The sequence below is a fragment of the Rhodospirillales bacterium genome, assembly GCA_016872535.1.
Lineage (GTDB): Bacteria > Pseudomonadota > Alphaproteobacteria > Rhodospirillales > 2-12-FULL-67-15 > 2-12-FULL-67-15.
Genome location: VGZQ01000002.1, coordinates 60,574 through 85,982 on the forward strand (window position 1 = coordinate 60,574; position 25,409 = coordinate 85,982).

Genomic DNA, 25,409 nt, shown 5'->3' on the forward strand with positions numbered 1-25,409 from the left:
TTCGGGCGTACGATGACAAGGGGACAAGAGACCTCGGCCGGAACGGTATTGACGACGGGAATGGGGCCGGTTAAATAATATCGACTCGATATTATTTAACCGGAGGCTCCCTCATGACCATCACCACCCGATTCGCCAGCCGTTTGGCGGTTGTCGCCGCTCTTGCCGTCGCCGGCGCGGCCGCCGCCGAATCCCCCGTTCCCTATCCCGACGGCTACCGCGCTTGGCGCCATATCAAGTCCATGGTCATCCTGCCCGGCCATCCGCTCGCCGACCCGTTCGCCGGCGTCCATCACGTCTATGGCAACGACAAGGCGCTCCAGGGCCTTGCCGGCGGCGCATACGCCGACGGTGCCGTGTTCGTGTTCGATCTGCTCGAAGGCGGGGTCAAGGACAACGCCGTGGTCGAAGGCCCGCGCAAGCTGATCGGCGTCATGCATCGCAACGCCAAGGCCTATGCCGCGACCGGCGGCTGGGGCTTCGAGGGATTCGCCGGGGACGCGCGCGACAAGCGCTTGGCATCGGACGGCGGCAAGTCGTGCTTCGCCTGCCACGAACAGCAGAAGGCGAAGGCGTTCGTGTTTACCGAAAACCGGAAATAAGTTGCGATTGATTTCCGCTTTTCTCCTCCATGAGGTAACGTTAATGTAAACGGAGACGACGCCAATATAAGTTCCCAGGAAACCGACGGTGTCCCAGCAAGCCGCATCACCGGCCGCGCATCGAATCGCCGCGTTGATCGAACGCCTGTCCCGGCTCGGGCGCATGGAGCGGTTTCGCCGCGGCCTTAACCCCGCGCAATGTGACGCGCTCAATTACATTGCCGTCGCCAACCGCTATTCGCGCAACCCGAGCGCGTTGGCCGATTTTCTCGGCTCGACGCGGGGTACCGTGTCGCAAACCCTGATTGCCCTCGAGCGCAAGGGGCTGATCGCGCGGCGTTCGGATGCCCGCGATGGGCGCGGCGTGACCCTCGAACTGACCCGCGCCGGACGGGCTCGACTCGAGAACGGGGATCAGTGTCCGGTCGACCGGGCCGCGCGCGCGCTCGCCGGCGCCGATCAGGCCGAACTCGCGGACCTGCTGGCCGCGATGCTGGGCCAGGCGCAACGGCAAAACAACTTCCGCACGTTCGGCATGTGCCGAACCTGCGTTCACTTCCGGCGCAACGGCGCGGACGGCGCCGAAGGCGGTCCGCATTTGTGCGGCTTGACCCGCGAACCCTTGAGCGATTCCGACTCGTTGCTGATCTGCCGCGAACACATTCCGCCGCAAGCGGCATAGGTTTCTTACCGCCCGAGGTGGCGGCGTTCGTCCTCGCTCTTGTCCCGGATCATCGGCACGAAGGCGACCGGCAGCTTGTTTTCGCACGCGAGCTTGCCGTTATCGCCCTTGACGCATCGCTGCAACGATTGCGGCTCCCATTGCCGGCCGAGCGGAATCACCAACCGGCCGCCCGGCTTGAGTTGTTCGACCAGGGTTTCGGGGATCCGCTCCGGCGCGGCGGTGACGATGATGGCGTCGAACGGCGCCGCCTCGGGCCAGCCCTTGAAGCCGTCCCCGATCCGCACCTGGACGTTGCCGTATCCCAGGTCCTCCAGCCGCCGCTCGGCGGCGCGGCCCAACGCCTCCACGATTTCGACGGTGTAGACCTCGCGCGCCAGTTCCGCCAACACCGCCGCCTGATAACCGGAGCCGGCGCCGATTTCCAGCACCCGGTCGGCCGGATCGAGATCGAGCAGCTCGGTCATCAGCGCGACGATGAACGGCTGCGAGATGGTCTGCCCGTGCCCGATCGGACGCGGCCGGTTGAGGTAGGCGTAAGGCGCTTCCGCCTCCGGCACGAAGCGGTGCCGCTCGACCTTGGCCATCGCCGCCCACACGCGCGGCGACAGATCGCGTCGGCCGGTCCAGGACGCGGTCTCGGCGGTATCCGCCCGGATCGCCTCCAGCATCGCCTGATGTTGCTTGGTCATCGGATGGGCCCCGGGGGCGCCGGCCGGGTCGTTTTGTCCGCGCGCCGGCATAACGGCCGATGCCGCCAGCGCCACGCCGACGAGTGTCGCACGGATCGTATTCATCGGAAACGGGATAGCCCGGAAAGCGCCGCAGGGCCCGGGCCCCGATTATCCCCGGAAATGCGGCCGGCCGCTAGCGGTTCGACGCCAGACGCGCCGCGCCGAGGATGCGTCCCGTCGCCTGCGACTGGACGAGGACGGCGATCCCGCGACCGCCGGCCGCGTCGGCCACCGCGTCCGGCACGCGCTGGGCGACCGCGTCGCCGTTCCAGTTGCCGATCAGATCGAACCGGCGCACGACGTTGCGGTTGACGATCGTCCGGCCCTTGTTTTCGCCGCGCGCGACCGCCGTCTGGTGGCGTTCGTCGAACGCGACGAGCCAGATGGACGCGTCCTCGGCCGCGACGCCCGATGCGCCCGCCGCCCCGACCCGAACGGCGAGTCCGCCGGCCTCCCGCGCCAGCGCGATGTCGAGACTCGGCAACGCCCGGGCGCTTTTGATCCGCTCCGCCACTTCGCCCCGCTTCGATCCCACCGTCTGATAGGCGCCGTGGATGACCATCTGCGGCGTGTACACGTAGCGGATGTTGAAATGTTTCTGATACTGGCGCTGCCGCTCCGTATAGGCCGGGTCGGCGAACGGGTCCTTCCAGCCGATGTAATCCCAATAATCGACGTGCAACGACAGCGCCAGCAGATCGCTCCGTTCGGCGAGCTGGCCGAGGTATTCGTCGGCGGGCGGGCAGGAGGAGCACCCTTGCGACGTGAACAACTCGACGACCGTCAGCCGCTCGCCGCCGCGCGCATCGGCGGAAACGAACGCGGCGATCAGCGCCAACGTCGCCATCCAAGCCGCGCGAAAGGACTGTCCGTGAACCACGCCGAAATCCTAGTTGGCCGCCGGTCGCCGGGCGAATCACGACGCGGTGAGAACGGCCCTCACGCCGCCGCGAGGCGGTCGAGCACGAAATGGAGGATTCCGCCCGCCTTGAAGTATTCCACCTCGTCCACGGTGTCGATCCGGCAACGCACCGGCACGGACTCGACGCGCCCGTCGGCGCGGCGCACGACCAGCGTGAGATCCATGCGCGGCGCGAGCCCCTTGGCCAAGCCGGTGATATCGAACGTTTCGCTGCCGTCGAGCTTCAGGGTTTTCCGGTCGGTGCCGGGGGCGAATTGCAGCGGCAACACCCCCATGCCGATCAGGTTGGAGCGGTGGATGCGCTCGAAGCTTTCCGCCACCACCGCCCTGACCCCGAGCAGCCGCGTGCCCTTGGCCGCCCAGTCGCGCGAAGAGCCGGTGCCGTATTCCTTGCCCGCGATCACCACCAGCGGCACGTTTTCCGCCTGATACTTCATCGCCGCGTCGTAAATCGGCATGACCGCGCCGTCGGGCATGTGGCGCGTGACGCCGCCCTCGGTGCCCGGCGCCACCTCGTTGCGGATGCGGATGTTGGCGAAGGTGCCGCGCATCATCACCTCGTGGTTGCCGCGCCGGGCGCCGTACGAGTTGAAATCCTCGGGCGCGACGCCGCGCTCGATCAGATACTGACCGGCCGGACTTTTCGCGCGGATCGAGCCCGCGGGCGAAATGTGGTCGGTGGTGACCGAATCGCCGAGCATCGCGAGCGGCCGGGCGCCCTTGATGTCGGTCACCGCCCGCGCGCCCGAGCCCGCCGCGAAGTAGGGCGGGTTGCGGACATAGGTCGACGACTTGTCCCAACCGTAGGCCATGCTCTTGGCGGTCTTGACCGCGCGCCATTCCTTCGGGCCCTTGAAGACGTCGGCGTAGCGCTTCTTGAACAGCGCGGGCTTCACCGCCTTGGCGATCGCCGCGCGGATTTCCTTGCCGCTCGGCCAGATATCCTTGAGGTAGACGGGCTTGCCGTTCCGGCCCTTGCCGAGAGGCTCCTTGGTCAAATCCCGGCGCACCGATCCGGCGAGCGCGTAGGCCACCACCAGCGGCGGCGACGCCAGGTAGTTGGCCTTGACGTGCGGGCTGATGCGGCCCTCGAAGTTGCGGTTGCCCGACAGCACCGCCGCGACCACCAGGTCGTTGTCGTCGACCGCCTTGGCGATCGGCGCGGGCAGCGGCCCGGCGTTGCCGATGCAGGTGGTGCAGCCGAACCCGGCGATGTTGAAGCCGAGGGTGTCGAGGTCCTTCTGCAACCCCGACGCCTTGAGATAATCCGCCACCACCTGCGAGCCGGGGGCGAGCGAGGTCTTGACCCAGGGTTTGCGCCGAAGACCGGCCTTGACCGCGTTGCGCGCGAGCAGCCCGGCGGCGATCAGCACCGAGGGATTGGACGTGTTGGTGCAGCTGGTGATCGCGGCGATGGTCACGTCGCCGTCGCGCAACGGGTAATCGGCGCCGCCGACCTTGACCGACCGGTCCGGGCTCGCGCCCTTGGCCATGTCGGGAAGCGCGCGGACGAAGGCCCCGGCCACGTCGCCGAGCGCGACGCGATCCTGCGGCCGTTTCGGTCCGGCGAGGCTCGGCTCGATCGTGCCGATGTCGAGTTCCATGACGTCGGTGAACACCGGATCGGGCGTCGCCTTGGTCCGCCACATGCCTTGCGCCTTGGCGTAGGCCTCGACCAGCTTGAGCTGCGCCGCGGGACGGCCGGTGAGCTTGAGATAACGGATCGTTTCGGCGTCGACCGGGAAGATCCCGCAGGTGGCGCCGTATTCCGGCGCCATGTTGGCGATGGTCGCGCGATCGGGCAGCGTGAGCGCGTCGAGCCCAGGCCCGAAGAATTCGACGAACTTGCCGACCACGCCCTTCTTGCGCAGCATCTGGGTGACGGCGAGCACCAGATCGGTCGCCGTGATCCCTTCCTTGAGTTCGCCCTTGAGGCGGAATCCGATCACCTCGGGGATCAGCATGGTGACAGGCTGGCCGAGCATGGCGGCTTCGGCCTCGATCCCGCCCACGCCCCAGCCGAGCACGCCGAGACCGTTGACCATGGTGGTGTGGCTGTCGGTGCCGACCACCGTGTCCGGGTACGCCACCGGCCGCCAGTTCGGCCCCGAGGACCACACCACCCGCGCCAGATGTTCGATGTTGACCTGATGGCAGATGCCGGTGCCCGGCGGCACCACGCGGAAGTTGTCGAACGCCGCCTGCCCCCAGCGCAGGAAGCTGTAGCGTTCGCCGTTGCGCTTGAATTCGAGCGCCGTATTCTTGGCCAGCGCGTCCTTGGTGCCGAAATGGTCGATCATCACCGAATGGTCGATGACCAGATCGACCGGCGACAGCGGATTGATCTTGCGCGCGTCGCCCCCGCGCGCGACCACCGCGTCGCGCATGGCGGCGAGATCGACCACGGCCGGAACGCCGGTGAAATCCTGCATCAGCACGCGCGCCGGGCGAAACGCGATTTCGTGATCGGACGCGCGCCGGTCGAGCCATCCGACCACCGCCTTGACGTCCTCGACCGTCACCGTGCGCCCGTCTTCCCAACGGAGCAGATTTTCGAGCAGCACCTTGAGCGAATAGGGCAGGCGCTCGATCCCGCGCAGCCCGGCGCGGCCCGCGGCCTTGAAGCTGAAATAATCGTAAGTCCGCCCGGCCACCTTCAGCGATTTCCGGGTCTGCAACGTATCCTGGCCGAATTCGTTCACGGATGTCTCCTTGGCGTCGGGTCGGGCGCGCGGCAGGGCGCCCGCGGTTCCCATCGGATCGGGGCTCTTTATATCATACGGTCCCGGGAATGCGCGCCCCCCGCCCGCGATCCGGGGGACTTGAGTGCCCCAATCTTCTGGGTTTTACTAGGCGAACGAATACGAGGCGCCGTCTATAAAATAATGCGCCCCTGGGAGAGCCGAGCGTCATGACCGTGCCCGCCGACGTGCCCGCGGCCGATCTCGACACCTTGCCCAAATGGCTGCTGGAAAACGCCCGGCGCCGCGGCGACCGCCCGGCCTTTCGCGAGAAGGACTATGGCATCTGGCAGCAGCGGACCTGGGCCGAGGCGGCGGACGAAGTCCGCGATTTCGCCTGCGGCTTGGCCGCGCTCGGCCTCAAGCCGGGCGACAAGATCACCACCGTCGGCGACAACCGCCCGAGACTCTACTGGGCGGTGGTCGCCGCGCAGGCGGTCGGCGGCATTCCGGTGCCGGTCTATCAGGATTCGGTCGCGGCCGAGATGGGCAAGGTGCTCATCCACGCCGGGGTCCGTTTCGCCGTCGCCGAAAACCAGGAGCAGGTGGACAAGCTGATCGACATCAAGGCCACCTGCCCGAGCCTCGAATTGATCGTCTACAGCGACCCGCGCGGCCTCAAGCATTACCCGCAGGCCTACCTCAAGTCCTACGACGAGGTGCAGGAAATGGGGCGCGCCTTCGCCAAGGCCAACCCGACTTTCTTCGCCGACGGCGTCGCCAAGGGCCGCGGCGGCGACATCGCATTGATCGCCTACACCTCGGGCACCACCGGCCAGTCGAAGGGCGTGGTGCTGACGTTCGCCAACCTGATCGAAACCGCGCTCAGCGCCGCGCGCATGGACAAGCTCGGCGACGACGAGGAGATGCTCTCCTACCTGCCGATGGCCTGGATCGGCGACATCATCTTCTCGCTCGGGCAAAGCTACGTCTGCGGCTTCTGCATCAGTTGCCCGGAAAGCGCCGCGACCGTGCTTACCGACATGCGCGAAATCGGGCCGACCTACTTTTTCGCGCCGCCCCGCATCTTCGAGAGCATCCTGACCACGGTGATGATCCGCATCGAGGACGCGAGCGCGATCAAGCGCGCGATTTTCCATTATTTCATGGACGTCGCCCGCCGCGTCGGCGCCGACGTTCTCGACCGCAAGCCGGTGCCGTTGTGGGACCGGTTGAACTACGCGCTCGGCGAAATCCTGGTCTACGGTCCGCTGCGCAACGTGCTCGGCTTTTCCCGCATCCGGCTCGCCTACACGGCGGGCGAGGCGATCGGGCCGGACATCTTCCGCTTCTACCGTTCGCTCGGCGTCAACATCAAACAGCTTTACGGCTCGACCGAGGCCTCGGTGTTCGTCACCGTCCAGCCCGACGGCCGCATCAAGCCCGAATCGGTCGGCGTGCCGGTGCCGGGCGTCGAACTGCGCATCGCCGAGTCGGGCGAGGTGCTGTTCCGCAGCCCGGGCGTGTTCCATTCGTATTACAAGAACGAGGACGCGACCCGCGCGACCAAGACGCCCGACGGCTGGGTGCTGACGGGCGACGCCGGCTTTCTCGACGACGACGGGCAGTTGCACATCATCGACCGGGCCAAGGACGTGGGCCGGATGAAGGCGGGCGGCCTGTTCGCGCCCAAGTACATCGAGAACAAGCTCAAGTTCTTCCCCTACATCAAGGAAGCGGTCACGTTCGGCGACGGCCGCGATTACGTCGCCGCGTTCATCAACATCGACCTGGCGGCGGTCGGCAACTGGGCGGAACGGCGCGGCCTCGCCTATTCCGGCTACGCCGACCTCGCCCAGCAGCCGGCGGTGCTCGAACTGCTCGACGACTGCGTGCGCAAGGTGAACGCCGACCTCGCGGCCGAAACCCGCCTCGCCGGGTCGCAGATCCGGCGCTATCTGGTGCTGCACAAGGAGCTCGACGCCGACGACGGCGAATTGACCCGCACGCGCAAGGTGCGCCGCGGCTTCATCGCCGAAAAGTACGCGCCGCTGGTGGACGCCCTCTATTCGAACCGCGACCGCTGTTCGGTCGAGGCCGAAGTCACCTTCGAGGACGGCCGCAAGGGCAAGATCAGCGCCGAGCTGACGATCCGCGACGTGCCGACGGTCGAACCGTTGCGCAAGGCCGGGTGAGCGCGATGGAACGCCTGAGCAGGATCGGCGACGCGGTTCTGACGCTGGACAACATCAGCCTCGCGTTCGGCGGCGTCAAGGCGCTGACCGACGTGAGCTTCGCGGTGCGCGCGCACGAGATTCTCGCCATCATCGGGCCCAACGGCGCGGGCAAAAGCTCGATGCTCAACGTCATCAACGGCTTTTATCATCCGCAGCAGGGCACCATCACCTTCGAGGGCAGGCCCCGCAAGCGGATGGAGCCGCACGAGGCCGCCACCCACGGCATCGCCCGCACCTTCCAGAACATCGCGCTGTTCAAGGGCATGAGCACGCTCGACAACATCATGACCGGGCGCAACACCAAGATGAAACGGAACCTGCTCTGGCAGGCGCTCTACTACGGGCCCGCCCTCCAGGAGGAGGTCGAGCACCGCGCCGTGTGCGAGAAGATCATCGACTTCCTCGAAATCGAATCGATCCGCAAGACGCCCGTGGGCAAGCTCCCCTACGGCTTGCAGAAGCGGGTCGAATTGGGCCGCGCGCTCGCCGCCGAGCCGACCCTTCTCCTGCTCGACGAGCCGATGGCCGGCATGAACCTCGAGGAAAAGCAGGACATGTGCCGCTTCATCCTCGACGTCAACGACGAATTCGGCACCACCATCGTCCTGATCGAGCACGACATGGGCGTGGTGATGGACATTTCCGACCGGGTGGTGGTGCTCGACTACGGCCGCAAGATCGCCGAAGGCACCCCCGACCAGGTGCGCGCCAACCAGGACGTGATCGACGCCTACCTCGGCGTTTCCCACTGAGGACCGCAACGGACATCGGCCATGGACATCCTGTTTTTCTTCGAGGTTCTGATCGGCGGCCTTCTCTCCGGCACCATGTATTCGCTGGTGGCGCTCGGGTTCGTCCTGATCTTCAAGGCCTCCGGCGTGTTCAACTTCGCGCAAGGCACCATGGTCCTGTTCGCGGCGTTGACCTTCGTGCGCCTGGTCGAAATGGGCTGGAACTTCTGGCTCGCCATCGCCGCCACTTTCGCCGCCATGGTCGCGCTGGCGTTCGCGGTCGAGCGGTTCGTGCTCCGCCCGATGATCAATCAGCCGCTCATCATCCTGTTCATGGCGACCATCGGCATCACCTTCTTCCTCGAGGGCTTCACCCAGACGGTCTGGGACAGCGACGTGCACCGGCTCGACCTCGGCATCAAGGACACGCCGTGGGAAATCAAGGGCATGCTGATCAGCCAGTTCGACGTGTTCGCCGCCGTCGCCGCCGGTTCCATGGTCGCGGCGCTGGCCGTTTTCTTCAACAAGACCCGGATCGGGCGCGCGCTGCGCGCGGTCGCCGACGACCACCAGGCGGCGATGTCGGTCGGCATTCCGCTGCAGCACATTTGGGTGGTGGTGTGGACCGCCGCCGGGGTGGTCGCCCTGGTCGCCGGGCTGTTGTGGGGCGCGCGGCTCGGCGTGCAGTTCTCGATCACCATCGTCGCCCTGAAGGCGCTGCCGGTGCTGATCCTCGGCGGCTTCACCTCGGTGCCGGGCGCGATCATCGGCGGCCTGATCATCGGCGCCGGCGAAAAGCTGGCCGAAGTCTACATCGGCCCGTTGGTCGGCGGCGCGATCGAGAACTGGTTCCCCTACATGCTCGCCATGGTCTTCCTGCTGTTCCGGCCGCAGGGATTGTTCGGCGAGAAGATCATCGAACGGGTGTGAACGATGTTTTACCGCGAAGCGGGGCTGTTCAAGACCACCTACCCGGCGGACCAGGCGATCTTTCCCCTGCCGCTCGACCGCTGGGGCATGGCGGGCGTGCTGGTCGTCGCCTACGCCGTCATCCCGGTCGTCGCCGACGATTACTGGCTGCGCTCGATTTTGATCCCGTTCCTGATCTACTCGCTCGGCGCCATCGGCCTCAATATTCTCACCGGCTACGCCGGGCAGTTGAGTCTCGGCACCGCCGGGTTCATGGCGGTCGGCGCGTTCGCCGCCTATAACTTTTCGATCCGCCTGCCGGAAGTCCCCTTGCTCGTCAACTTTGCCCTGTCCGGCCTCATCACCGCCGGCGTCGGCGTGCTGTTCGGCATTCCGTCGCTCCGCATCAAGGGGTTTTATCTCGCGGTCGCGACCCTGGCGGCGCAGTTCTTCCTGGTCTGGCTGTTCACCCGGGTCGGCTGGTTCACCAACTACTCGCCCTCCGGCGTCATCACCGCGCCGCCGATGCAGGTGTTCGGCATTCCGATCGACAGTTCGGTCAGCCGCTATCTCTTCACCCTGTCGGTGGTCGCGGTGCTCGCGCTCGCCGCCAAGAACATGGTGCGCGGCAACATCGGGCGCAAATGGATGGCGATCCGCGACATGGACATCGCCGCCGAGATCATCGGCATTTCCCCGCTCGGCGCCAAGCTCTCGGCCTTCGCGGTCAGTTCGTTCTACTGCGGCGTCGCCGGCGCCCTGTGGGCCTACCTGTACCTCGGCACGGTCGAGCCCGACGCGTTCGGAATCGACCGCTCGTTCCAGTTCCTGTTCATGATCATCATCGGCGGGCTGGGATCGATCCTGGGATCGTTCCTCGGCGCCGGTTTCATCGTCCTGCTGCCGATCCTGATCACCAACGTCGGCTACCTGGCGACCGGCGGGTCGCTGCCGGCGCACGTGGTCACCCACACCCAGTACATGATCTTCGGCGCGCTGATCGTGTTCTTCCTGATCGTCGAGCCGCACGGCCTCGCGCGGCTGTGGCAGATCGCCAAGGAGAAACTGCGGCTTTGGCCCTTCCCGTACTGATTGCGGGGAGATCGGCCCGCATGTTAGATTTGAGTCAACACCAAAAAACGAAACACGCGTCCGTGTTCACACCCTAGGGAGGATCCCATGAACCTGAAGAAGCTTGCCTTGAATCTCGCCGGCGCCGCCGCGGTGGCGGCGTTCGCCGCGACGCCGGCTCTGGCGCAAAACGAGCAATTCATTCCGGTGACCACCTACGACACCGGACCGTTCGCGGTGAACGGCCAGCCGTTCATGGACGGCTTCGTCGACTACTTCAAGATGATCAACGCCCGCGACGGCGGCGTCGGCGGCGTCAAGCTGGTTTGGGAGGAATGCGAAACCGAATACAAGCCCGACCGCTTCGTCGAATGCTACGAGAAGCTGAAGAAGAAGGGCCCGACCGGCGCGGCGGTGTTCAATCCGCTCGGCACCGGCCTGACCTACGCGGTGATCGACCGCGCCGCGGTCGACAAGGTTCCGGTCATCTCCATGGGCTACGGCCGCACCGACGCGACCGACGGCCGCGTGTTCCCCTACATCTTCCCGCTGATCACCAACTACTGGTCGCAGAGCACCACCAAGATCAAGTTCATCGGCCAACAATTGGGCGGCATGGACAAGCTCAAGGGCAAGAAGATCGCCAACCTCTACCACGACTCGGCCTACGGCAAGGAAACGCTGCCGATCCTCGAGGAGCAGGCGAAGAAATACGGCTTCGAGCTCAAGTCCTATGCCGTCGGCGGCGCGGCCATGACCGACCAGACTGCGATCTGGCAGCAGATCCGCCAATACCGGCCCGACTTCGTGATCGTGCGCGGCTGGGGCGTGATGAACAAGGTGGCGATCGAAACCGCCGCCCGCATGGCGATCCCGCGCGAGAAGCTGATCGGCGTGTGGTGGAGCTGCGCCGAGCAGGACACCGTGCCCGCCGGCGACGCCGCCGCCAACTACATCTGCGCCAGCTTCCACGGCGCGGGCAAGGATTACCCGGTGGTGCAAGATGTTCTCAAACACGTCTACGCCAAGAAGGAAGGCGCCGGACCCGAAGCCGCCGTCGGCACCATCATGTGGAATCGCGGCCTGGTGAACGCCATCCTGGTGGTGGAAGCCATCAAGAAGGCGCAGGGCAAGTTCGGCAAGAAGCCGCTCACCGGCGAGCAGGTCCGTTGGGGCATCGAAAACCTCGACCTCACCAACGACTACATCAAGTCGATCGGCGCGACCGGCTTGGTGCCGCCGATGAAGGTCACCTGCAACGACCACGAGGGCTCGGGCCGCGCCCGCTTCGTGCAGTGGACCGGCAAGGAATGGAAGAACGTTTCCGATTGGATCGATTCCGACCAGTCCCTGGTGCGGCCGATGATCGAGGCGTCATCGATGCAGTACGCCAAGGAGAAGAACATCACGCCGCGCGACTGCTCGAAGGAGATGTAAGCGCGCGCGATACGCATCGAACGCGCGGGGACGCCGTGACCACCGGGGCCTTGCTCGACGTCAACAACGTCGAGGTCATCTACGATCACGTGATCCTGGTGCTGAAAGGCGTTTCGCTCCGGGTTCCCGAGGGGGGCATCGTCGCCCTCCTCGGGGCCAACGGCGCGGGCAAGACCACCACCCTCAAGGCCGTCTCCAACCTGCTCAAGGCCGAGCGCGGCGAGGTGACCAAGGGCGGCATCTCGTTTCGCGGCGAGCGCATCGACCGCCTGACACCGACCGATCTCGTCAAGCGCGGCGTCATCCAGGTGATGGAAGGACGCCACTGCTTCGAACACCTGACGGTCGAGGAAAACCTCCTCACCGGCGCCTACACCCGCCGCGACGGCGGCGCCGCGATAAGGGACAGCCTCGAAAAGGTCTATCACTATTTTCCCCGCCTGAAGGAGCGGCGCGACGCCCAGGCCGGCTACACCTCGGGCGGCGAACAGCAGATGACCGCCATCGGACGCGCGCTGATGGCGAACCCGAAAATGATCCTGCTCGACGAGCCTTCCATGGGCCTCGCGCCGCAGTTGGTCGGGGAAATCTTCGAAATCGTCGAGCGCCTCAACCGCGACGAAAAGGTGAGCATCCTGCTCGCCGAGCAGAACACCCGCATCGCGCTCAAGTACGCGACCTACGGCTACATCCTGGAAAACGGCCGCGTGGTGATGGACGGCGACGCGGCGCAATTGCGCGAGAACGAGGACGTCAAGGAATTCTACCTCGGCTTCGGCGGCGGCGAGCGCAAAAGCTTCCGCGACGTCAAGCACTACCGCCGTCGCAAGCGCTGGCTGTCGTAAGGCGCGCGCCATGTCCGCCGCGCCCGCCGGCCGTTACTACGATTCCCTCGAAACCCGCGACCCCGAGCGGCGCGAGCGCGACCAGTTCGCCCGCCTCGCCGACCACATCCGCCACGCCAAGACCAACGCGCCCTATTTCGCCCGCATCCTCGCCGACGTCGACCCGGCCGAGGTGCGCGACCGCACCCACTTGGCGAAACTGCCGATCACCCGTAAATCGGATTTGGTGAACCTGCAAAAAGCGGACTTGCCGCTGGGCGGCCTGGCCGCGGTCGAAACCGGCAAGCTCGCCCGCGTCTACCAATCGCCCGGCCCGACCTACGATCCGGAAGGCTTCGGCGCCGACTGGTGGCGCACCGCGCGCGGGCTTTACGCCGCCGGCTTCCGCGCCGGCGACATCCTCCACAACGCCTTCGCCTACCACTTCACGCCGGCGGGCGCGATGATGGAGGCGGGCGCGCACGCCATCGGCTGCGCGGTCTTTCCCGCCGGCGGCGGCCAGACCGAGCTGCAGGTCCGCGCCATCGCCGATGTGCGCCCGACCGGCTACACCGGAACGCCGTCGTTTCTGAAGATCATCCTGGAGAAGGGCCGCGAGACGGGCGCCGACCTCGGGAGCCTCAAGCGCGCCCTGGTCGCGGGCGAAGCGCTGCCGCCGGCGCTGCGCGCCGAGTTGTCGCTCGCCGGCATCGACGTCTATCAATGCTACGCCAGCGCCGATCTCGGCCTGATCGGCTACGAATCGGAAGCCAAGGAAGGTTTCATCGTCGAGGAAGGCCTGATCGTCGAAATCGTCCGCCCCGGCACCGGCGATCCGGTCCTCGCGGGCGAAGTGGGCGAGGTGGTGGCGACGCTGTTCAATCGCGAATACCCGCTGATCCGGTTCGCGACCGGCGATTTGTCGGCCACGCTGCCGGGCGTTAGCCCGTGCGGACGGACCGGGCCGCGCCTCAGGGGTTGGCTCGGGCGCGCCGACCAGGCGACCAAGGTGCGCGGCATGTTCGTTCATCCCGCCCAGATCGCCGACGTGCTCAAGCGCCACCCCGAGATCAAGAAAGCCCGCCTGGTGGTCGACCAGGAGGACGGCAAGGACGCCATGACGCTGCTGGTCGAGGCCGCGACCCCGCCCGCGGGCCTCGCCGACCGGATCGTCGATTCCATCCAGGCGGTGTGCAAGCTGCGCGGCCAGGTCGCCTTCGTCGCGCCCGGCAGCCTCGCCAACGACGGCAAGGTCATCGAGGACAAGCGCAAGCTCGCGTGACGGTGAACGGCGTCTCACGGCGTTGTGAAGGCGCGGGCGTTTTCCGGCCGGAACGGTCGTTTATAATTCCCGCACCAAGGTCGCGGAACCGGTTCCCCTTCCGGTTCCCGCCCGGCAACGCGGAGCGTCGTGCGCATTCCCCCATTTGGGCGCGAAGGCTCTCTCCGGGACACCTGTGGACGCGCGATCCACGCCCCGGCGGCCGGTCCCCCCCGGCCGCCGGTTTTTTTGCGCGCGAAACCGGGCTTACCCCGTCCTTCAAACGCCATTGGTTTTCGGATACGGTGCGCGGGCGCCCGTGCGACGCCATCCCATGCCCGCCCCCATGTTCGGTACATGATCCATGCCGCTGTTCACCGGCCATGACCTGACCTGCGTTCGCGGCGAGCGGCGGGTGTTCGCCGGCCTCGCCTTCGCACTCGATCCCGGCCGGGCGCTGGTGCTGACCGGCGCCAACGGCTCGGGCAAGACGTCGCTCATGCGCCTGATGGCCGGACTCGGCCGCCCGGCCGAGGGCGAGATCCGCTGGGACGGCGAAAACATCGCCGACGACCCCGAAAGCCACAACGCGCGCCTGCAGTTCGTCGGCCACGGCGACACGGTCAAGCCCGCGCTCACCGCGCGCGAGAACGTCGCCTTCTGGACCGCGCTCCGCGGCGACGGCGACCCGGATGCCGGCCTCGCCGCGTTCGCTCTCGCGCCGCTCGCCGAGGTGCCGGGGCGCTTCCTGTCCGCCGGCCAGCGCCGCCGGGTGAATCTCGCCCGTCTCGCCGCCGCCCGCGCCGACCTCTGGCTGCTCGACGAGCCCGCCACCGCCCTCGATTCCGATTCGGTCGCGTGTTTGCAACGCGCCATCGCCCGCCATCGCGCGGCCGGCGGCATGGTGGTGCTGTCGACCCACGGCGGCCTCGACGTGCCGGACGCCGCCTTCCTCGATCTTTCGGCCGGCGCGAGGGCGGCGGCGTGAATCCGTTCTTCGCCATCGTCCGGCGCGACGCGCGCCTCGCCTTCCGCCAGGGCACCGACACCCTGATGACGCTCGCCTTCTTCGTCATCGCGGTCGTGCTGTTCCCGTTCGGCGTCGGGCCGGAGCCGAACGTGCTCGCCCGCATCGGCGGCGGCGTGGTGTGGGTGGCGGCGCTGCTCGCCTCGATGCTCGCGCTCGAGCGCCTGTTCCAGGCCGACTACGAGGACGGCGGTCTCGAACTGCTGGCGCTGGCGCCGATGCCGCTTTCGGCGGTGGCGCTGGCCAAGGTTCTCGCCCACTGGCTGGCGACCGGGCTGCCGCTGGCGGTGGCCGCGCCGGCGCTCGGCGTGATGATGAACGTGCCCGGCGACGTTTTTCCGGTGCTGATCGGGGCGCTGCTGTTGGGCACGCCGACCTTGAGCCTGATCGGGGCGATCGGCGCCGGGCTGATCCTGGGCGCGCGCAGGGGCGGCGTGCTGCTCGCGCTGCTGGTGCTGCCGCTGTTCATACCCGTGCTGGTGTTCGGGGTTTCGGCGGTGGAAATGGCGGCGCAGGGATTGTCGCCCGCGGCTTCGCTCCTGATCCTCGGCGGCATGTTCCTCGCCGCGCTGGCGCTGGCGCCCTGGGCCACGGCCGCGGCGATCCGGCAAGCCTTGGAGTGATGGGCCTTGGAGTGATGGGCCCTGGAATGATCGGGCCGTGGAACGTACATATAATACCGCCATGAAACGCCTCGACTGGTTCGCCAACCCCGCCCGCTTCCTCCGGCTCGCCCGCGCCGTCCAGCCGTGGGCGGCGGGCGTCGCGCTCGTTGCCGCCGCCGTCGGGCTCTATCTCGGCCTTTTCGCCTCGCCCGCCGATTACCAGCAGGGCGAAAGCGTGCGCATCATGTACGTCCACGTGCCGTCGGCGTGGATGGCGCTCTTTTGCTACACCGCGCTCGCCGGGGCGTCCGCCGTCGCCTTGATCTGGAAACACCCGCTCGCCGATCTCGCCGCCAAGGCGACCGCGCCGGTCGGCGCCGCGTTCACCTTTCTCGCGCTGCTCACCGGCTCGCTCTGGGGCAAGCCGATGTGGGGCACCTGGTGGGTGTGGGACGCGCGGCTGACCTCGGTGCTGGTGCTGTTCTTCCTCTACCTCGGCTACATCGCGCTCAACGGCGCGTTCGACGACCCGACGCGCGGGGCCAAGGCGTCGGCGGTGCTCGCCCTGGTCGGCTTCGTCAACGTGCCGATCATCAAGTTTTCGGTCGACTGGTGGAACACGCTGCACCAGCCGGCCAGCGTGCTGCGCGCCGGCGGCCCCGCCATCCACGAAAGCATGCTGGCGCCGCTGCTGTTGATGGCGCTCGCGTTCAAGGCCTACTACGTCTGGGTCCTCTTGATCCGCATCCGGGCCGAGATCGCGGCCGGCAAGATCCGCGCCGCGCGGCTGCGCGAAACCCGGGTCGCCGCGTCGTGAGCGATCTCGCCGCGTACTTCGCCATGGGCGGCTACGGCGCCTTCGTCTGGCCGAGCTTCGCCGTGACGCTCGCCGTCCTGATCCTGGTCTGGTTCGCGAGCGACCGCCAGCTCAAGCGCAACGAGCGCGCGCTCGCCGAAATGGAAAAACCGGGGAAGGGCCCGCGATGAAATCCGGATTGAAGCCGAAGCACCGCCGCCTCGTTTTCGTCGGCATCGCCATGGCGCTGCTCGCGGCCGCGACCGGCTTGGTGCTCGGCGCGCTTCGCGAGAACATCGTCTTTTTCTACAGCCCGAGCGACATCGCCGCCAAGCCGCCCGCGCCCGACCGGCGCATCCGCGTCGGCGGCCTGGTCGAGGCGGGCAGCGTCGAAAAGCCGGGCGGCGGCCTGGTCCGCTTCCGCGTCACCGACACCGCCAGCACCGTGACGGTCAGCTATCGCGGCATCCTGCCCGACCTGTTCCGCGAGGGCCAAGGCGTCGTGGTGCAGGGAAAATTCGCGGACGGGGCGTTCGCCGCCGACGAGGTGCTCGCCAAGCACGACGAAAACTACATGCCGCGCGAGGTTTCCGACGCGATCAAGAAATCCGGCCAGTGGAAACCCGACGGAAAACCGGAGAGCAAGGGAGGCAAGCCATGATCGCCGAAGCCGGCCATTTCGCCCTCGTCCTCGCGCTGATGGTCGCCTTCGTCCAGGCGACGCTGCCGCTGGTCGGCGCGACCCGCGGCGACGCCACCCTGATGGCCCTCGACGCCCCCGCCGCGCTCGCCCAAGCCCTGTTGGTCGCGTTCGCCTTCGGCGCGCTGACCTACTCGTTCGTGGTGTCGGATTTTTCGCTGCAGGTGGTGGCGAGCAATTCCAACTCCGCCATCCCGCTGCTCTACAAGATTTCCGGCGTGTGGGGCAACCACGAGGGCTCGATGCTGCTCTGGGTGCTGATTCTGGCCGTGTTCGGCCTCGCGGTCGCGCTGTTCGGCGGCAACCTGCCGCCCGCGTTCCGCGCGCGCGTCTTGTCGGTGCAGGCGGCGGTCGCGGTCGGTTTCTATCTCTTCATGCTGCTGACCTCGAACCCGTTCGCGCGCCTCGACCCGGCGCCGGCGGACGGCCGCGACCTCAATCCGCTGCTGCAGGACCCCGGCCTCGCCTTCCACCCGCCGATGCTCTATCTCGGCTACGTCGGCTTCTCGATGGCGTTTTCCTTCGCCGTCGCCGCCTTGATCGAAGGCCGGGTCGACGCCGCCTGGGCGCGCTGGGTGCGCCCCTGGACGCTGGCGGCGTGGTGTTTCCTGACCGGCGGCATCGCGCTCGGCTCCTGGTGGGCCTACTACGAACTCGGCTGGGGCGGCTGGTGGTATTGGGACCCGGTCGAGAACGCCTCGTTTCTGCCGTGGCTCGCCGGCACCGCGCTGCTGCATTCGGCGGTCGTGGTCGAGAAGCGCGACGCGCTCAAGGGCTGGACTGTCTTCCTCGCCATCCTCGCCTTTTCGCTCAGCCTGCTCGGCACCTTCCTGGTGCGCTCGGGGGTGCTGACCTCGGTGCATGCGTTCGCGACCGACCCGAAGCGCGGCGTGTTCATCCTCTTGCTGCTGGTGCTGGTGACCGGCGGATCGTTCGCCCTCTTCGCGTGGCGCGGGCCCAAGCTCGCGGGCGGCGGGCTGTTCCAGCCGGTGTCGCGCGAGGGAAGCCTGCTGCTCAACAACCTGCTGCTCGCGACCGCGGCGGCGGCCGTCCTGCTCGGCACGCTCTATCCGCTGTTCATCGACGCCATCGGCGCGGGCAAGATTTCCGTGGGCCCGCCCTTCTTCAACGCGGTGTTCATTCCGCTCGCGGCGCCGATGATCGCGGTGATGGCGGTCGGGCCGTTCCTCGGCTGGAAGCGGGCCGAGGTCGCGCCCGCGCTCGCCCGCCTGACCGGCGCCGGCGTCGCCGCGCTCGCCGTCGGCGCGCTGGCGCTCTGGTTGATGGGCATCAAGGAACCGCTCGGCGCGCTGGGCCTCGCGCTCGCGACCTGGCTCGCCCTCGGCACCCTCGCCGAACTCGCCGAGCGGACGCGCCTTTTCCGCGCGCCCGTCGCCGAAAGCTTCGCGCGCTTTCGCCGCGTGCCGCGCGCGAGCCTCGGCATGACCTTGGCGCATCTCGGGCTCGCGCTCGCCATCGCCGGCATGGCCGGCACCGCCTGGAAGGAAGAAAAAATTCAGACCATGGGCCCGGGCGAGACCGCCACCGTCGGCGGCTTCGCCGTCGAATTCCGGGGCGCGCGCGAAACCCGCGGACCCAACTACATGGCGACCCAAGGCCTGTTCGTCGCCCGCCGGGACGGGCGCGAGATCGCCGTCCTGCGCCCGGAAAAGCGCGTCTACAACGTCCAGGGCATGCCGACCACCGAGGCGGCGATCCGCTCGACTCTCGCGGGCGACCTCTATGTCGTGATCGGCGACGCCGAAGGAGCTTCCGGCGCTTACGTCGCGCGGCTCTACTTCAATCCGCTGGTGGCGTGGATGTGGATCGGGGCGATCGTCATGATCCTCGGCGGCGCGCTCAGCGTGTCCGACCGGCGCTACCGCGTCGGCGCGCCGGATCGCATCCGCCGCGACGCGGTCGCGGCCAAGGCATAACGGCCGTTTCATGAATCGCCGCGCCTGGCTGCTGCTGCCGCTGCTGGTCTTCGTCGGTCTCGCCGGTTTTTTCGCCGTCGGCCTGACCAAGGACCCGCGTGTGCTCCGTTCGGTCCTCATCAACCAGCCGGTCCCGGATTTCGAATTGCCGCCGATCAAGGGCCAAACGCGGGGCTTTTCCAGCGCCGACCTCAAGGGCCAGGTGTCGCTGGTCAACATCTTCGGCTCGTGGTGCGTCGCCTGTCAGGTCGAGCATCCGTTTTTGATGAAGATCAAGGAACGCAAGCTGGTGCCGCTCTATGGCATCGATTGGCGCGAGGAAAGTCCGGACGCCGGGCCCAACTGGCTCAAGCGCTACGGCGATCCCTACACGCTGATCGGCGACGATCCGCGCAGCAAGGCCGCCATCGCGTTCGGCGTCACCGGCGCGCCGGAAACCTTCATCGTGGATGGCAACGCCGTGATCCGCTACAAGCACGTCGGCCCGATCACGCCGGAAATCTGGGACAAGACCCTTTGGCCCCTGATCCAGGAGCTTCGCCGGGAGGCGCGCGGGTCGTGAATCGCATCGCCGTTTTCGCCCTGGTCGCCGCGCTCGCCCTGGCGCCCGCGACCGCCGTTCATGCCGTCGATCCGTCCGAGGTCCTGCCCAATCCCGTCGACGAGGCGCGCGCGCGCGACATCAGCAAGAACCTCCGCTGCCTCGTCTGCCAGAACCAGTCGATCGACGATTCCGACGCGCAACTGGCGCGCGATCTGCGCCTCCTGGTGCGCGAACGGATCAGGGCGGGCGATTCGGACAACGACGTGATCGCCTATGTCGTTTCGCGCTACGGCGACTTCGTGCTGTTGAAGCCGCCGCTCAAGGCGGCGACGGTGGCGTTGTGGCTGGGCCCGGCGGCGATCGCGCTCGGCGCGATTTTCGCGGCCGTCGCCTTTTTCCGGCGCCGGCAAAAACCGTCGCCCGAAACCGTGGCCGCGCCGCTGTCCGAGGCGGAAAAGCGCCGCCTCGCCGCGCTCTTGAAGGATGACGCGAAAGGCGGCGGCCGATGACCGAATTCGTGCTGTTCGCCATATTGCTCTCGGGCGTCGCCGCCGCGCTCCTCGTGTCGCCGCTGCTCCGGCGCGCGCGTCCGTCCGCGACCCGCGCCGAGTTCGACCTGGCCGTGTTCCGCGACCAGCTCGCCGAAATCGAACGCGACAAGGAACGCGGGCTGCTCGATCCGAAACAGGCAGACGCCGCGCGCCTCGAAGTCGAGCGGCGCATCCTCGCCGCCGACGACGACGCCGAACGGGCCGCGCGCCCGTCCGGCAAGGGGCGCTGGGCGGTGGTGACGGCCGCCAGCGGGGCGCCGATCGCCGCCGCGCTCGTCTATCTGACGCTCGGCGCGACCGGAATGCCGGATGCGCCCCTGGCGTCGCGGCCCCTTTCTCCCGAGGCGGCGGGACGCCCGTCGGCCGAAGCGCGGCTGCGCGAGCAGATTCCCGATCTCGACGCCGCGGTCGTCCGCCTGGAAGAGCGCCTCCGCCGCGAACCGGAGGATCAGCGCGGCTGGCTGATGCTCGGGCGCACCTACATGGTGATGGAGCGCTACGACGACGCGGCCGCCGCCTTCGCCCGCGCCAACGCCATCGACGGCGATCCCCAGACCGCGACCGAGGAAGCGGAGGCGCTGATCTTGGCCAACGGCAGCACGGTGCCGCCGCTCGCGCTCAAGATTCTCGGCGAGGTGCTCGCCCAAGACCCGCGCGAGCCGAGGGCGCGTTACTATATCGCCGTCGCCAAGGCGCAAGGAGGCGATCTCAAGGGCGCGGTGCAGGAATGGACCGACCTGGTCGCGCTCGCGCCCGCCGACGCCGAATGGCTGCCGATGGTGCAAGAACAGATCGCCGAAGCGGTTAAGCAGTTGGGGGTGAAACCCGACTCGTTCGCGCCGTCCGCCGGGGCGCGCGCGCTGCTTCAGGGAACGCCGGCACCGGCCGCGACGGCCCCGGCCGCGCCCGGACTCCCCGCCGGCCAGGAAGAAATGATTCGCGGCATGGTTTCCCGTCTCGAAACGCGCCTGCAGGAGAACCCCAACGACGCCGAAGGCTGGCGCATGCTCGCGCGCTCCTACGAGGTGATGGGCGAAACCGCGAAAGCCGACGCCGCGCGGGCCAAGGCCGACGCGCTCGCCAAGGGCGCGCCGGCCGCCGCACCGGCGCCAATGTCGGCGCCGACGGCACCGGCACCTTCGGTGCCCGCGCTCCCCGCCGGACAGGAGGAGATGATTTTGGGCATGGTCGCGCGCCTCGAAGCGCGCCTCAAGGAAAACCCCAACGACGCCGACGGCTGGCGCATGCTCGCGCGTTCCTACGAAGTGCTCGGCCAGGCCGACAAGGCCAAGGACGCGCGCGCCAAGGCCGACGCCCTTTCGGGCAAGCGCTGATGGCGCCCATGACCCGCCGCGCAATCATGATCGGACTGACCCTCGCCGCCCTCGCCGCGCCCGCGCGCGCGGAAAATACGTTCACCCTCGACTGCCGCGTGACCGAAACCGAGAAGATCGACGCGGGCAGTCCGACGACGCGCAGCCACACGCTGGTCGTGAGCGTCGACCTCGGCGCCCGGAAATTTTTCGTGTTCGAGGATTCGTCGCGCAGGTATCCCTCCGGCCGGGTCGAGACCATCCGCGCTCTCGACGCGAACTCGGCGCAACTGACGGCGCCGAGCGAATTCCGCCACGGCACCGAGCACAGCAAGGGCAGCGGACTCGGCCTCGACCTCGGCACGCTCGCGCTCGCCGAAACCAACGTGCTGGTCGACGGGCGCACCCGGATTGAAACGACGTTGCGCGGGGCTTGCGAAAAGGCGCCTTTTCGGCCGCTGCCCAAATGACGCCGCCGGGCTTTTCCCGGTTGTCGGCGGCGCCGATTTCATATTAGATTTTTAGAATGTAAATCCGCGAGCGTGGGGAACCCGATCATGGCGGCCAATCCGTTCAAGACCATCGACGACTTCGACGTGAAGGGTAAGCGCGTGCTGGTGCGCGCCGATCTCAACGTGCCGATGAAGGACGGCCAGGTCACCGACCTGACGCGGCTCGAACGCACCGCGCCGACCATCCGCGAACTCGCGCGCAAGGGCGCCAAGGTGATCGTGCTAGCCCACTTCGGCCGCCCCAAGGGAAAGCCCGCGCCCGATATGTCCCTGAAGCCGGTCGCCGCCGCGCTCGGCAAGGTGATGGGCCGCCCGGTGCCGTTCGCGGCCGATTGCGTCGGCGCGCCGGCGGCGGCGACCGTCGCCGGCCTCAAGGACGGCGACGTCGCGGTGCTGGAAAACCTCCGCTTCCACGGCGCGGAGGAAAAAAACGATGCCGCGTTCGCGGGCCGGCTCGCCGAACTCGGCGATCTCTACGTCAACGACGCGTTTTCCTGCGCGCACCGGGCGCACGCCTCGACCGAGGCGATCGCGCGCCTCTTGCCCGCCGCCGCCGGGCGGCTGATGCAGGCGGAATTGGAGGCGCTCGGCCGCGCGCTGGAGGCGCCCAAGCGGCCGCTCGCGGCGCTGGTCGGCGGCGCCAAGGTTTCGACCAAGATGGAGGTACTCGGCCACCTCGCCGCCATGGTCGACGTGCTGATCATCGGCGGCGGCATGGCCAACACCTTCCTGTTCGCGGCCGGGGTCGACGTCGGCAAGTCGCTCTGCGAAAAAGAGATGGCGATCCAGGCGCGCGCCATCCGCGAGGCCGCCGCCAAGCGCGGCTGCAAGGTGGTGCTGCCGGCGGACGCGGTCGTCGCCCGCGAGTTCAAGGAGGGCGCTCCCTCGCGCGCCGTCGCCCTCGACGCGGTGCCGGCCGATTCCATGATCCTCGACGTCGGGCCGAAGTCGGTCGCCGAGCTGGCCAAGATCCTCGCCGACTGCCGCACGCTGGTCTGGAACGGGCCGCTCGGCGCGTTCGAGATACCGCCGTTCGACGCCGGCACCAACGCGGTCGCGCGCGAGGCGGCGAAACTGACCAAGGCGGGAAAACTGCTCAGCGTCGCCGGCGGCGGCGACACGGTCGCGGCGCTGGCGCACGCGGGCGTGGTCGAGGATTTCTCCTACGTCTCGACCGCGGGCGGCGCGTTCCTCGAATGGCTCGAAGGCAAGGACCTGCCCGGCGTCGCGATCCTGAAAGCGCGCGCCTGACGACGCGTTACGCCTTGTCGCGACCCGACTCGGGCTTCGGCTTCTCGCCCTTGGCGGGCTGGGCGTGCGGGCGCACGCGCGCCAGCACGTCGTCGAGCATGTGGTGCAGGTACTCGGACTGCGCCAGCAGCTGCTGGGTCGCCTCCAGCGCCTGGTTCGAGGCGCCCGCCGCCACTTCCTGGGCGATGCCGGTGACGCCGACCAGCGCCGCGTGCGCGGCCTGGACCGTGCGCTCGGCCCGGTCGACCATGTCGCGCATCTGGTCGAAACGCGCGCTCGACTGGGCCTCGGCCGAATCGGGGGGCAGCTTCACGTCGGGCGAGAACAGCACCAGGTTGTCTTCCGCGCCGCGCGCCTCGCGCACGCCGGCCTTGAAGGCGATCAGGTTGGCCTGGTCGCGGATGGCGGCGACGAGCGAGCCCATCTCGACCACCTTCTCGGTCGCGTCGGCGATGCCGCGCACCAGGTCCTCGGTCCGTTCCACGTCGCGGGTCGCGTTGCTGACCGCGCGGCTGAAATGGGCGAGCTTCTGGCCGAGGCTCGCGAACCGCCCCTTGGGATGGCCGAGCCCGGCGACTTCCTCGCCAGGTTCCGCGGGCGGTTCCGGCTCCGGCGATGGCGCGGGCGGCTGGGCGGCGGTTTCCGCGGCGGGCGCGGGCGACGGAATGGGCATCGGTTCGGGCACGGTTTCGGGTTCCGGCTCGGGCTCGGGCAACGCGGCGGGCGCGGCCGCGTGCGCCTCGGCGAGCGCGCGCTTGGCGTCATCGAGTTCGGCCCGCACGCGGTCGAGCTCGTCGAGGGTCGCCGCCCACCGGTCGAGCGCGCGCGCCACCTGGCCGACCGCGTCGACGTTGCCGCGCACCGGAATCGGCACGTCGCGCTCGCCGTCGGCGAGGCGGGCGGCGGCCGCGGCCACCCGGCGGACCGGCGCGTAGACGCTGCGCAGCAGAAGCGCCGCGAACAGCACGAGGAAGACCAGTATGCCGCCGGCGCCGCCCGCGACCGCGATCCGGGCGAAGGCGCGGGTGCGGGCCACGTTTTCGGCCGCGAGCGCCGTCGCCCGCTCGGCGGCCAGCACGATCTCCTCCAGACTCGGCCCCATGTAGGCGAAGACCTCGTCGAAGGCGCGGGTTTCGCGGTCGATCTTGAGCCGCGCGTTGATCAGCGCGCCGGCGTCGGTTTCATGGGTCTTGATCGAGGCTTCGAGCGCCGCCTTGTCGCGCGGCGTCAGCTGCGCGGCGGCGACCAGCAGGCGGAGCGTTTCGTAGTTCTTCTCGATCAGGGCGTGATCGACCTTGGTTTCCGGCAGAAGCGATTCGCGCACGATGCGGTTGACGCGCGCGATCTGGGTCATCGCGGCGGCGAGGTTGAGCTCGCGGAACTTGGCTTCCAGCGCGCTCGCGGTCTTGGCCACGTCCCCGCGCAGGCCCTTGTCGGCGGAAAGCCCGATCAAGGTCTCGATCTTGACCGCTTCCGCGAAGTGGGAGCCGTACTGGAGGAGCCCGTCGCGCACCGTGGCGACGTGCGATTGCAACGGCTTGGCCGCCGGCAGGTTGTAGAGGGCATCGAGGGTGCGCGCCGCCTGCTCGCTCGCGGCAACCAGGGTTTCGCTCGCCGCCGGGTCCTTGCGCAGGAGAAAGTCCTTTTCGTGGACGCGGAGCTGCAACACCTCGCGCCGCGCCGTTTCGGCGAGCTGCGCCAGCCGTTGCGCCTGGGCCGTTTCCCCGAGAGCGTGATCGGCCAGCCCGTCCACCCGGTAGAGAACGCCGCCGAGGCCGCCGATCAGCACCAGTCCGACGAAGACCAGCAGCCCCGCGCGCGAGCCGATCCGGGTGCCGCCCATGAACGAGCGTTCGGCGTAGCCGCGCGCGCGGCCGCCGATAAGGTCGCTGTCGAGGGGGCGTCGTTCGCTCATCGATCCGTCCGTTGCGGGGGCTCTTGCCAGTGTAGCCGATTGGGTTCCGCGGGTGAACCTTCCTACGCCCGCCGATCCAGCCTTCGCAGCCGAAGCGGCTGCTTCGGCGGAGTAGGCAACGGGCTTCGCGAAGGCGGGTCCCCGCGCCGGCTTTTTATTCCGCGGCT

At 68.2% G+C, this 25,409-nt stretch carries 23 protein-coding genes and 1 pseudogene; 20 read left to right on the forward strand and 4 right to left on the reverse strand.

What is annotated here, in order from left to right:
• Positions 1-113: 113 nt before the first annotated feature.
• On the forward strand, positions 114-602 hold the full coding sequence (locus tag FJ311_00975; protein MBM3950009.1) for a cytochrome C: 489 nt from the start codon (positions 114-116) through the stop codon (positions 600-602).
• A 163-nt stretch (positions 603-765) separates the two neighbouring features.
• A complete protein-coding gene (locus FJ311_00980) occupies positions 766-1,284 on the forward strand; it encodes a MarR family transcriptional regulator (GenBank protein ID MBM3950010.1) in 519 nt (172 codons plus the stop codon).
• A gap of 5 nt (positions 1,285-1,289) precedes the next feature.
• Here the strand turns inward: FJ311_00980 and FJ311_00985 are convergent, their stop codons facing one another.
• The 3 genes from FJ311_00985 to acnA all read right to left on the reverse strand — a co-directional run bounded on the left by FJ311_00985 (position 1,290) and on the right by acnA (position 5,696).
• Positions 1,290-1,955: a protein-L-isoaspartate(D-aspartate) O-methyltransferase gene (locus FJ311_00985; protein MBM3950011.1), complete on the reverse strand. Its 666-nt coding sequence runs from the start codon at positions 1,953-1,955 to the stop codon at positions 1,290-1,292.
• 196 nt (positions 1,956-2,151) lie between these two features.
• Positions 2,152-2,898: a DUF1223 domain-containing protein gene (locus FJ311_00990; protein ID MBM3950012.1), complete on the reverse strand. Its 747-nt coding sequence runs from the start codon at positions 2,896-2,898 to the stop codon at positions 2,152-2,154.
• A gap of 59 nt (positions 2,899-2,957) precedes the next feature.
• Positions 2,958-5,696 (reverse strand): aconitate hydratase AcnA, encoded by a 2,739-nt coding sequence (gene acnA, locus FJ311_00995; GenBank protein MBM3950013.1) that lies wholly within the window; start codon positions 5,694-5,696, stop codon positions 2,958-2,960.
• 155 nt (positions 5,697-5,851) lie between these two features.
• Here acnA and FJ311_01000 point away from each other — a divergent pair, with 155 nt between their 5' ends.
• The 18 genes and pseudogenes from FJ311_01000 (at position 5,852) to FJ311_01085 (ending at position 23,327) form a co-directional block, all read left to right on the forward strand.
• Positions 5,852-7,816: a long-chain fatty acid--CoA ligase gene (locus FJ311_01000; protein ID MBM3950014.1), complete on the forward strand. Its 1,965-nt coding sequence runs from the start codon at positions 5,852-5,854 to the stop codon at positions 7,814-7,816.
• Between the two features lie 5 nt (positions 7,817-7,821).
• Complete coding sequence (locus FJ311_01005) at positions 7,822-8,610, forward strand: ABC transporter ATP-binding protein (protein MBM3950015.1); 789 nt, start codon at positions 7,822-7,824, stop codon at positions 8,608-8,610.
• Between the two features lie 21 nt (positions 8,611-8,631).
• The gene (locus FJ311_01010; GenBank protein ID MBM3950016.1) at positions 8,632-9,519 is read left to right on the forward strand and encodes a branched-chain amino acid ABC transporter permease; all 888 of its coding nucleotides are present in this window, start codon (positions 8,632-8,634) and stop codon (positions 9,517-9,519) included.
• A gap of 3 nt (positions 9,520-9,522) precedes the next feature.
• On the forward strand, positions 9,523-10,590 hold the full coding sequence (locus FJ311_01015; protein MBM3950017.1) for a branched-chain amino acid ABC transporter permease: 1,068 nt from the start codon (positions 9,523-9,525) through the stop codon (positions 10,588-10,590).
• An 87-nt stretch (positions 10,591-10,677) separates the two neighbouring features.
• Positions 10,678-11,991, forward strand: a pseudogene (locus FJ311_01020) (ABC transporter substrate-binding protein).
• Positions 11,880-12,851, forward strand: coding sequence for an ABC transporter ATP-binding protein (locus FJ311_01025; GenBank protein MBM3950018.1), 972 nt, complete (start codon positions 11,880-11,882; stop codon positions 12,849-12,851). The pseudogene FJ311_01020 and the gene FJ311_01025 overlap by 112 nt, the downstream one beginning before the upstream one ends.
• Positions 12,852-12,861: 10 nt before the next feature.
• A complete protein-coding gene (locus FJ311_01030) occupies positions 12,862-14,112 on the forward strand; it encodes a phenylacetate--CoA ligase (protein MBM3950019.1) in 1,251 nt (416 codons plus the stop codon).
• A gap of 343 nt (positions 14,113-14,455) precedes the next feature.
• The gene (ccmA, locus tag FJ311_01035) at positions 14,456-15,079 is read left to right on the forward strand and encodes a cytochrome c biogenesis heme-transporting ATPase CcmA (protein ID MBM3950020.1); all 624 of its coding nucleotides are present in this window, start codon (positions 14,456-14,458) and stop codon (positions 15,077-15,079) included.
• Positions 15,076-15,741, forward strand: a complete 666-nt coding sequence (gene ccmB, locus FJ311_01040) for a heme exporter protein CcmB (GenBank protein ID MBM3950021.1) — start codon at positions 15,076-15,078, stop codon at positions 15,739-15,741. Before ccmA ends, ccmB begins: the two co-directional genes overlap by 4 nt.
• 61 nt (positions 15,742-15,802) lie before the next feature.
• Complete coding sequence (locus FJ311_01045) at positions 15,803-16,540, forward strand: heme ABC transporter permease (protein ID MBM3950022.1); 738 nt, start codon at positions 15,803-15,805, stop codon at positions 16,538-16,540.
• Positions 16,537-16,710: a heme exporter protein CcmD gene (ccmD, locus tag FJ311_01050; protein ID MBM3950023.1), complete on the forward strand. Its 174-nt coding sequence runs from the start codon at positions 16,537-16,539 to the stop codon at positions 16,708-16,710. The genes FJ311_01045 and ccmD overlap by 4 nt, the downstream gene beginning before the upstream one ends.
• Positions 16,711-16,718: 8 nt before the next feature.
• Entirely contained in the window at positions 16,719-17,180 is a 462-nt protein-coding gene (gene ccmE, locus FJ311_01055) for a cytochrome c maturation protein CcmE (GenBank protein MBM3950024.1), read from the forward strand.
• Entirely contained in the window at positions 17,177-19,156 is a 1,980-nt protein-coding gene (locus tag FJ311_01060; GenBank protein ID MBM3950025.1) for a heme lyase CcmF/NrfE family subunit, read from the forward strand. The genes ccmE and FJ311_01060 overlap by 4 nt, the downstream gene beginning before the upstream one ends.
• Positions 19,157-19,166: 10 nt before the next feature.
• On the forward strand, positions 19,167-19,718 hold the full coding sequence (locus FJ311_01065; protein ID MBM3950026.1) for a DsbE family thiol:disulfide interchange protein: 552 nt from the start codon (positions 19,167-19,169) through the stop codon (positions 19,716-19,718).
• Entirely contained in the window at positions 19,715-20,209 is a 495-nt protein-coding gene (locus tag FJ311_01070) for a cytochrome c-type biogenesis protein CcmH (protein ID MBM3950027.1), read from the forward strand. Before FJ311_01065 ends, FJ311_01070 begins: the two co-directional genes overlap by 4 nt.
• Positions 20,206-21,585, forward strand: a complete 1,380-nt coding sequence (gene ccmI, locus FJ311_01075; GenBank protein ID MBM3950028.1) for a c-type cytochrome biogenesis protein CcmI — start codon at positions 20,206-20,208, stop codon at positions 21,583-21,585. Before FJ311_01070 ends, ccmI begins: the two co-directional genes overlap by 4 nt.
• An 8-nt stretch (positions 21,586-21,593) precedes the next feature.
• Positions 21,594-22,034: a hypothetical protein gene (locus FJ311_01080; GenBank protein ID MBM3950029.1), complete on the forward strand. Its 441-nt coding sequence runs from the start codon at positions 21,594-21,596 to the stop codon at positions 22,032-22,034.
• An 87-nt stretch (positions 22,035-22,121) separates the two neighbouring features.
• On the forward strand, positions 22,122-23,327 hold the full coding sequence (locus FJ311_01085; protein MBM3950030.1) for a phosphoglycerate kinase: 1,206 nt from the start codon (positions 22,122-22,124) through the stop codon (positions 23,325-23,327).
• A 7-nt stretch (positions 23,328-23,334) separates the two neighbouring features.
• Here the strand turns inward: FJ311_01085 and FJ311_01090 are convergent, their stop codons facing one another.
• The gene (locus FJ311_01090) at positions 23,335-25,242 is read right to left on the reverse strand and encodes a HAMP domain-containing protein (GenBank protein ID MBM3950031.1); all 1,908 of its coding nucleotides are present in this window, start codon (positions 25,240-25,242) and stop codon (positions 23,335-23,337) included.
• Positions 25,243-25,409: the final 167 nt, after the last annotated feature.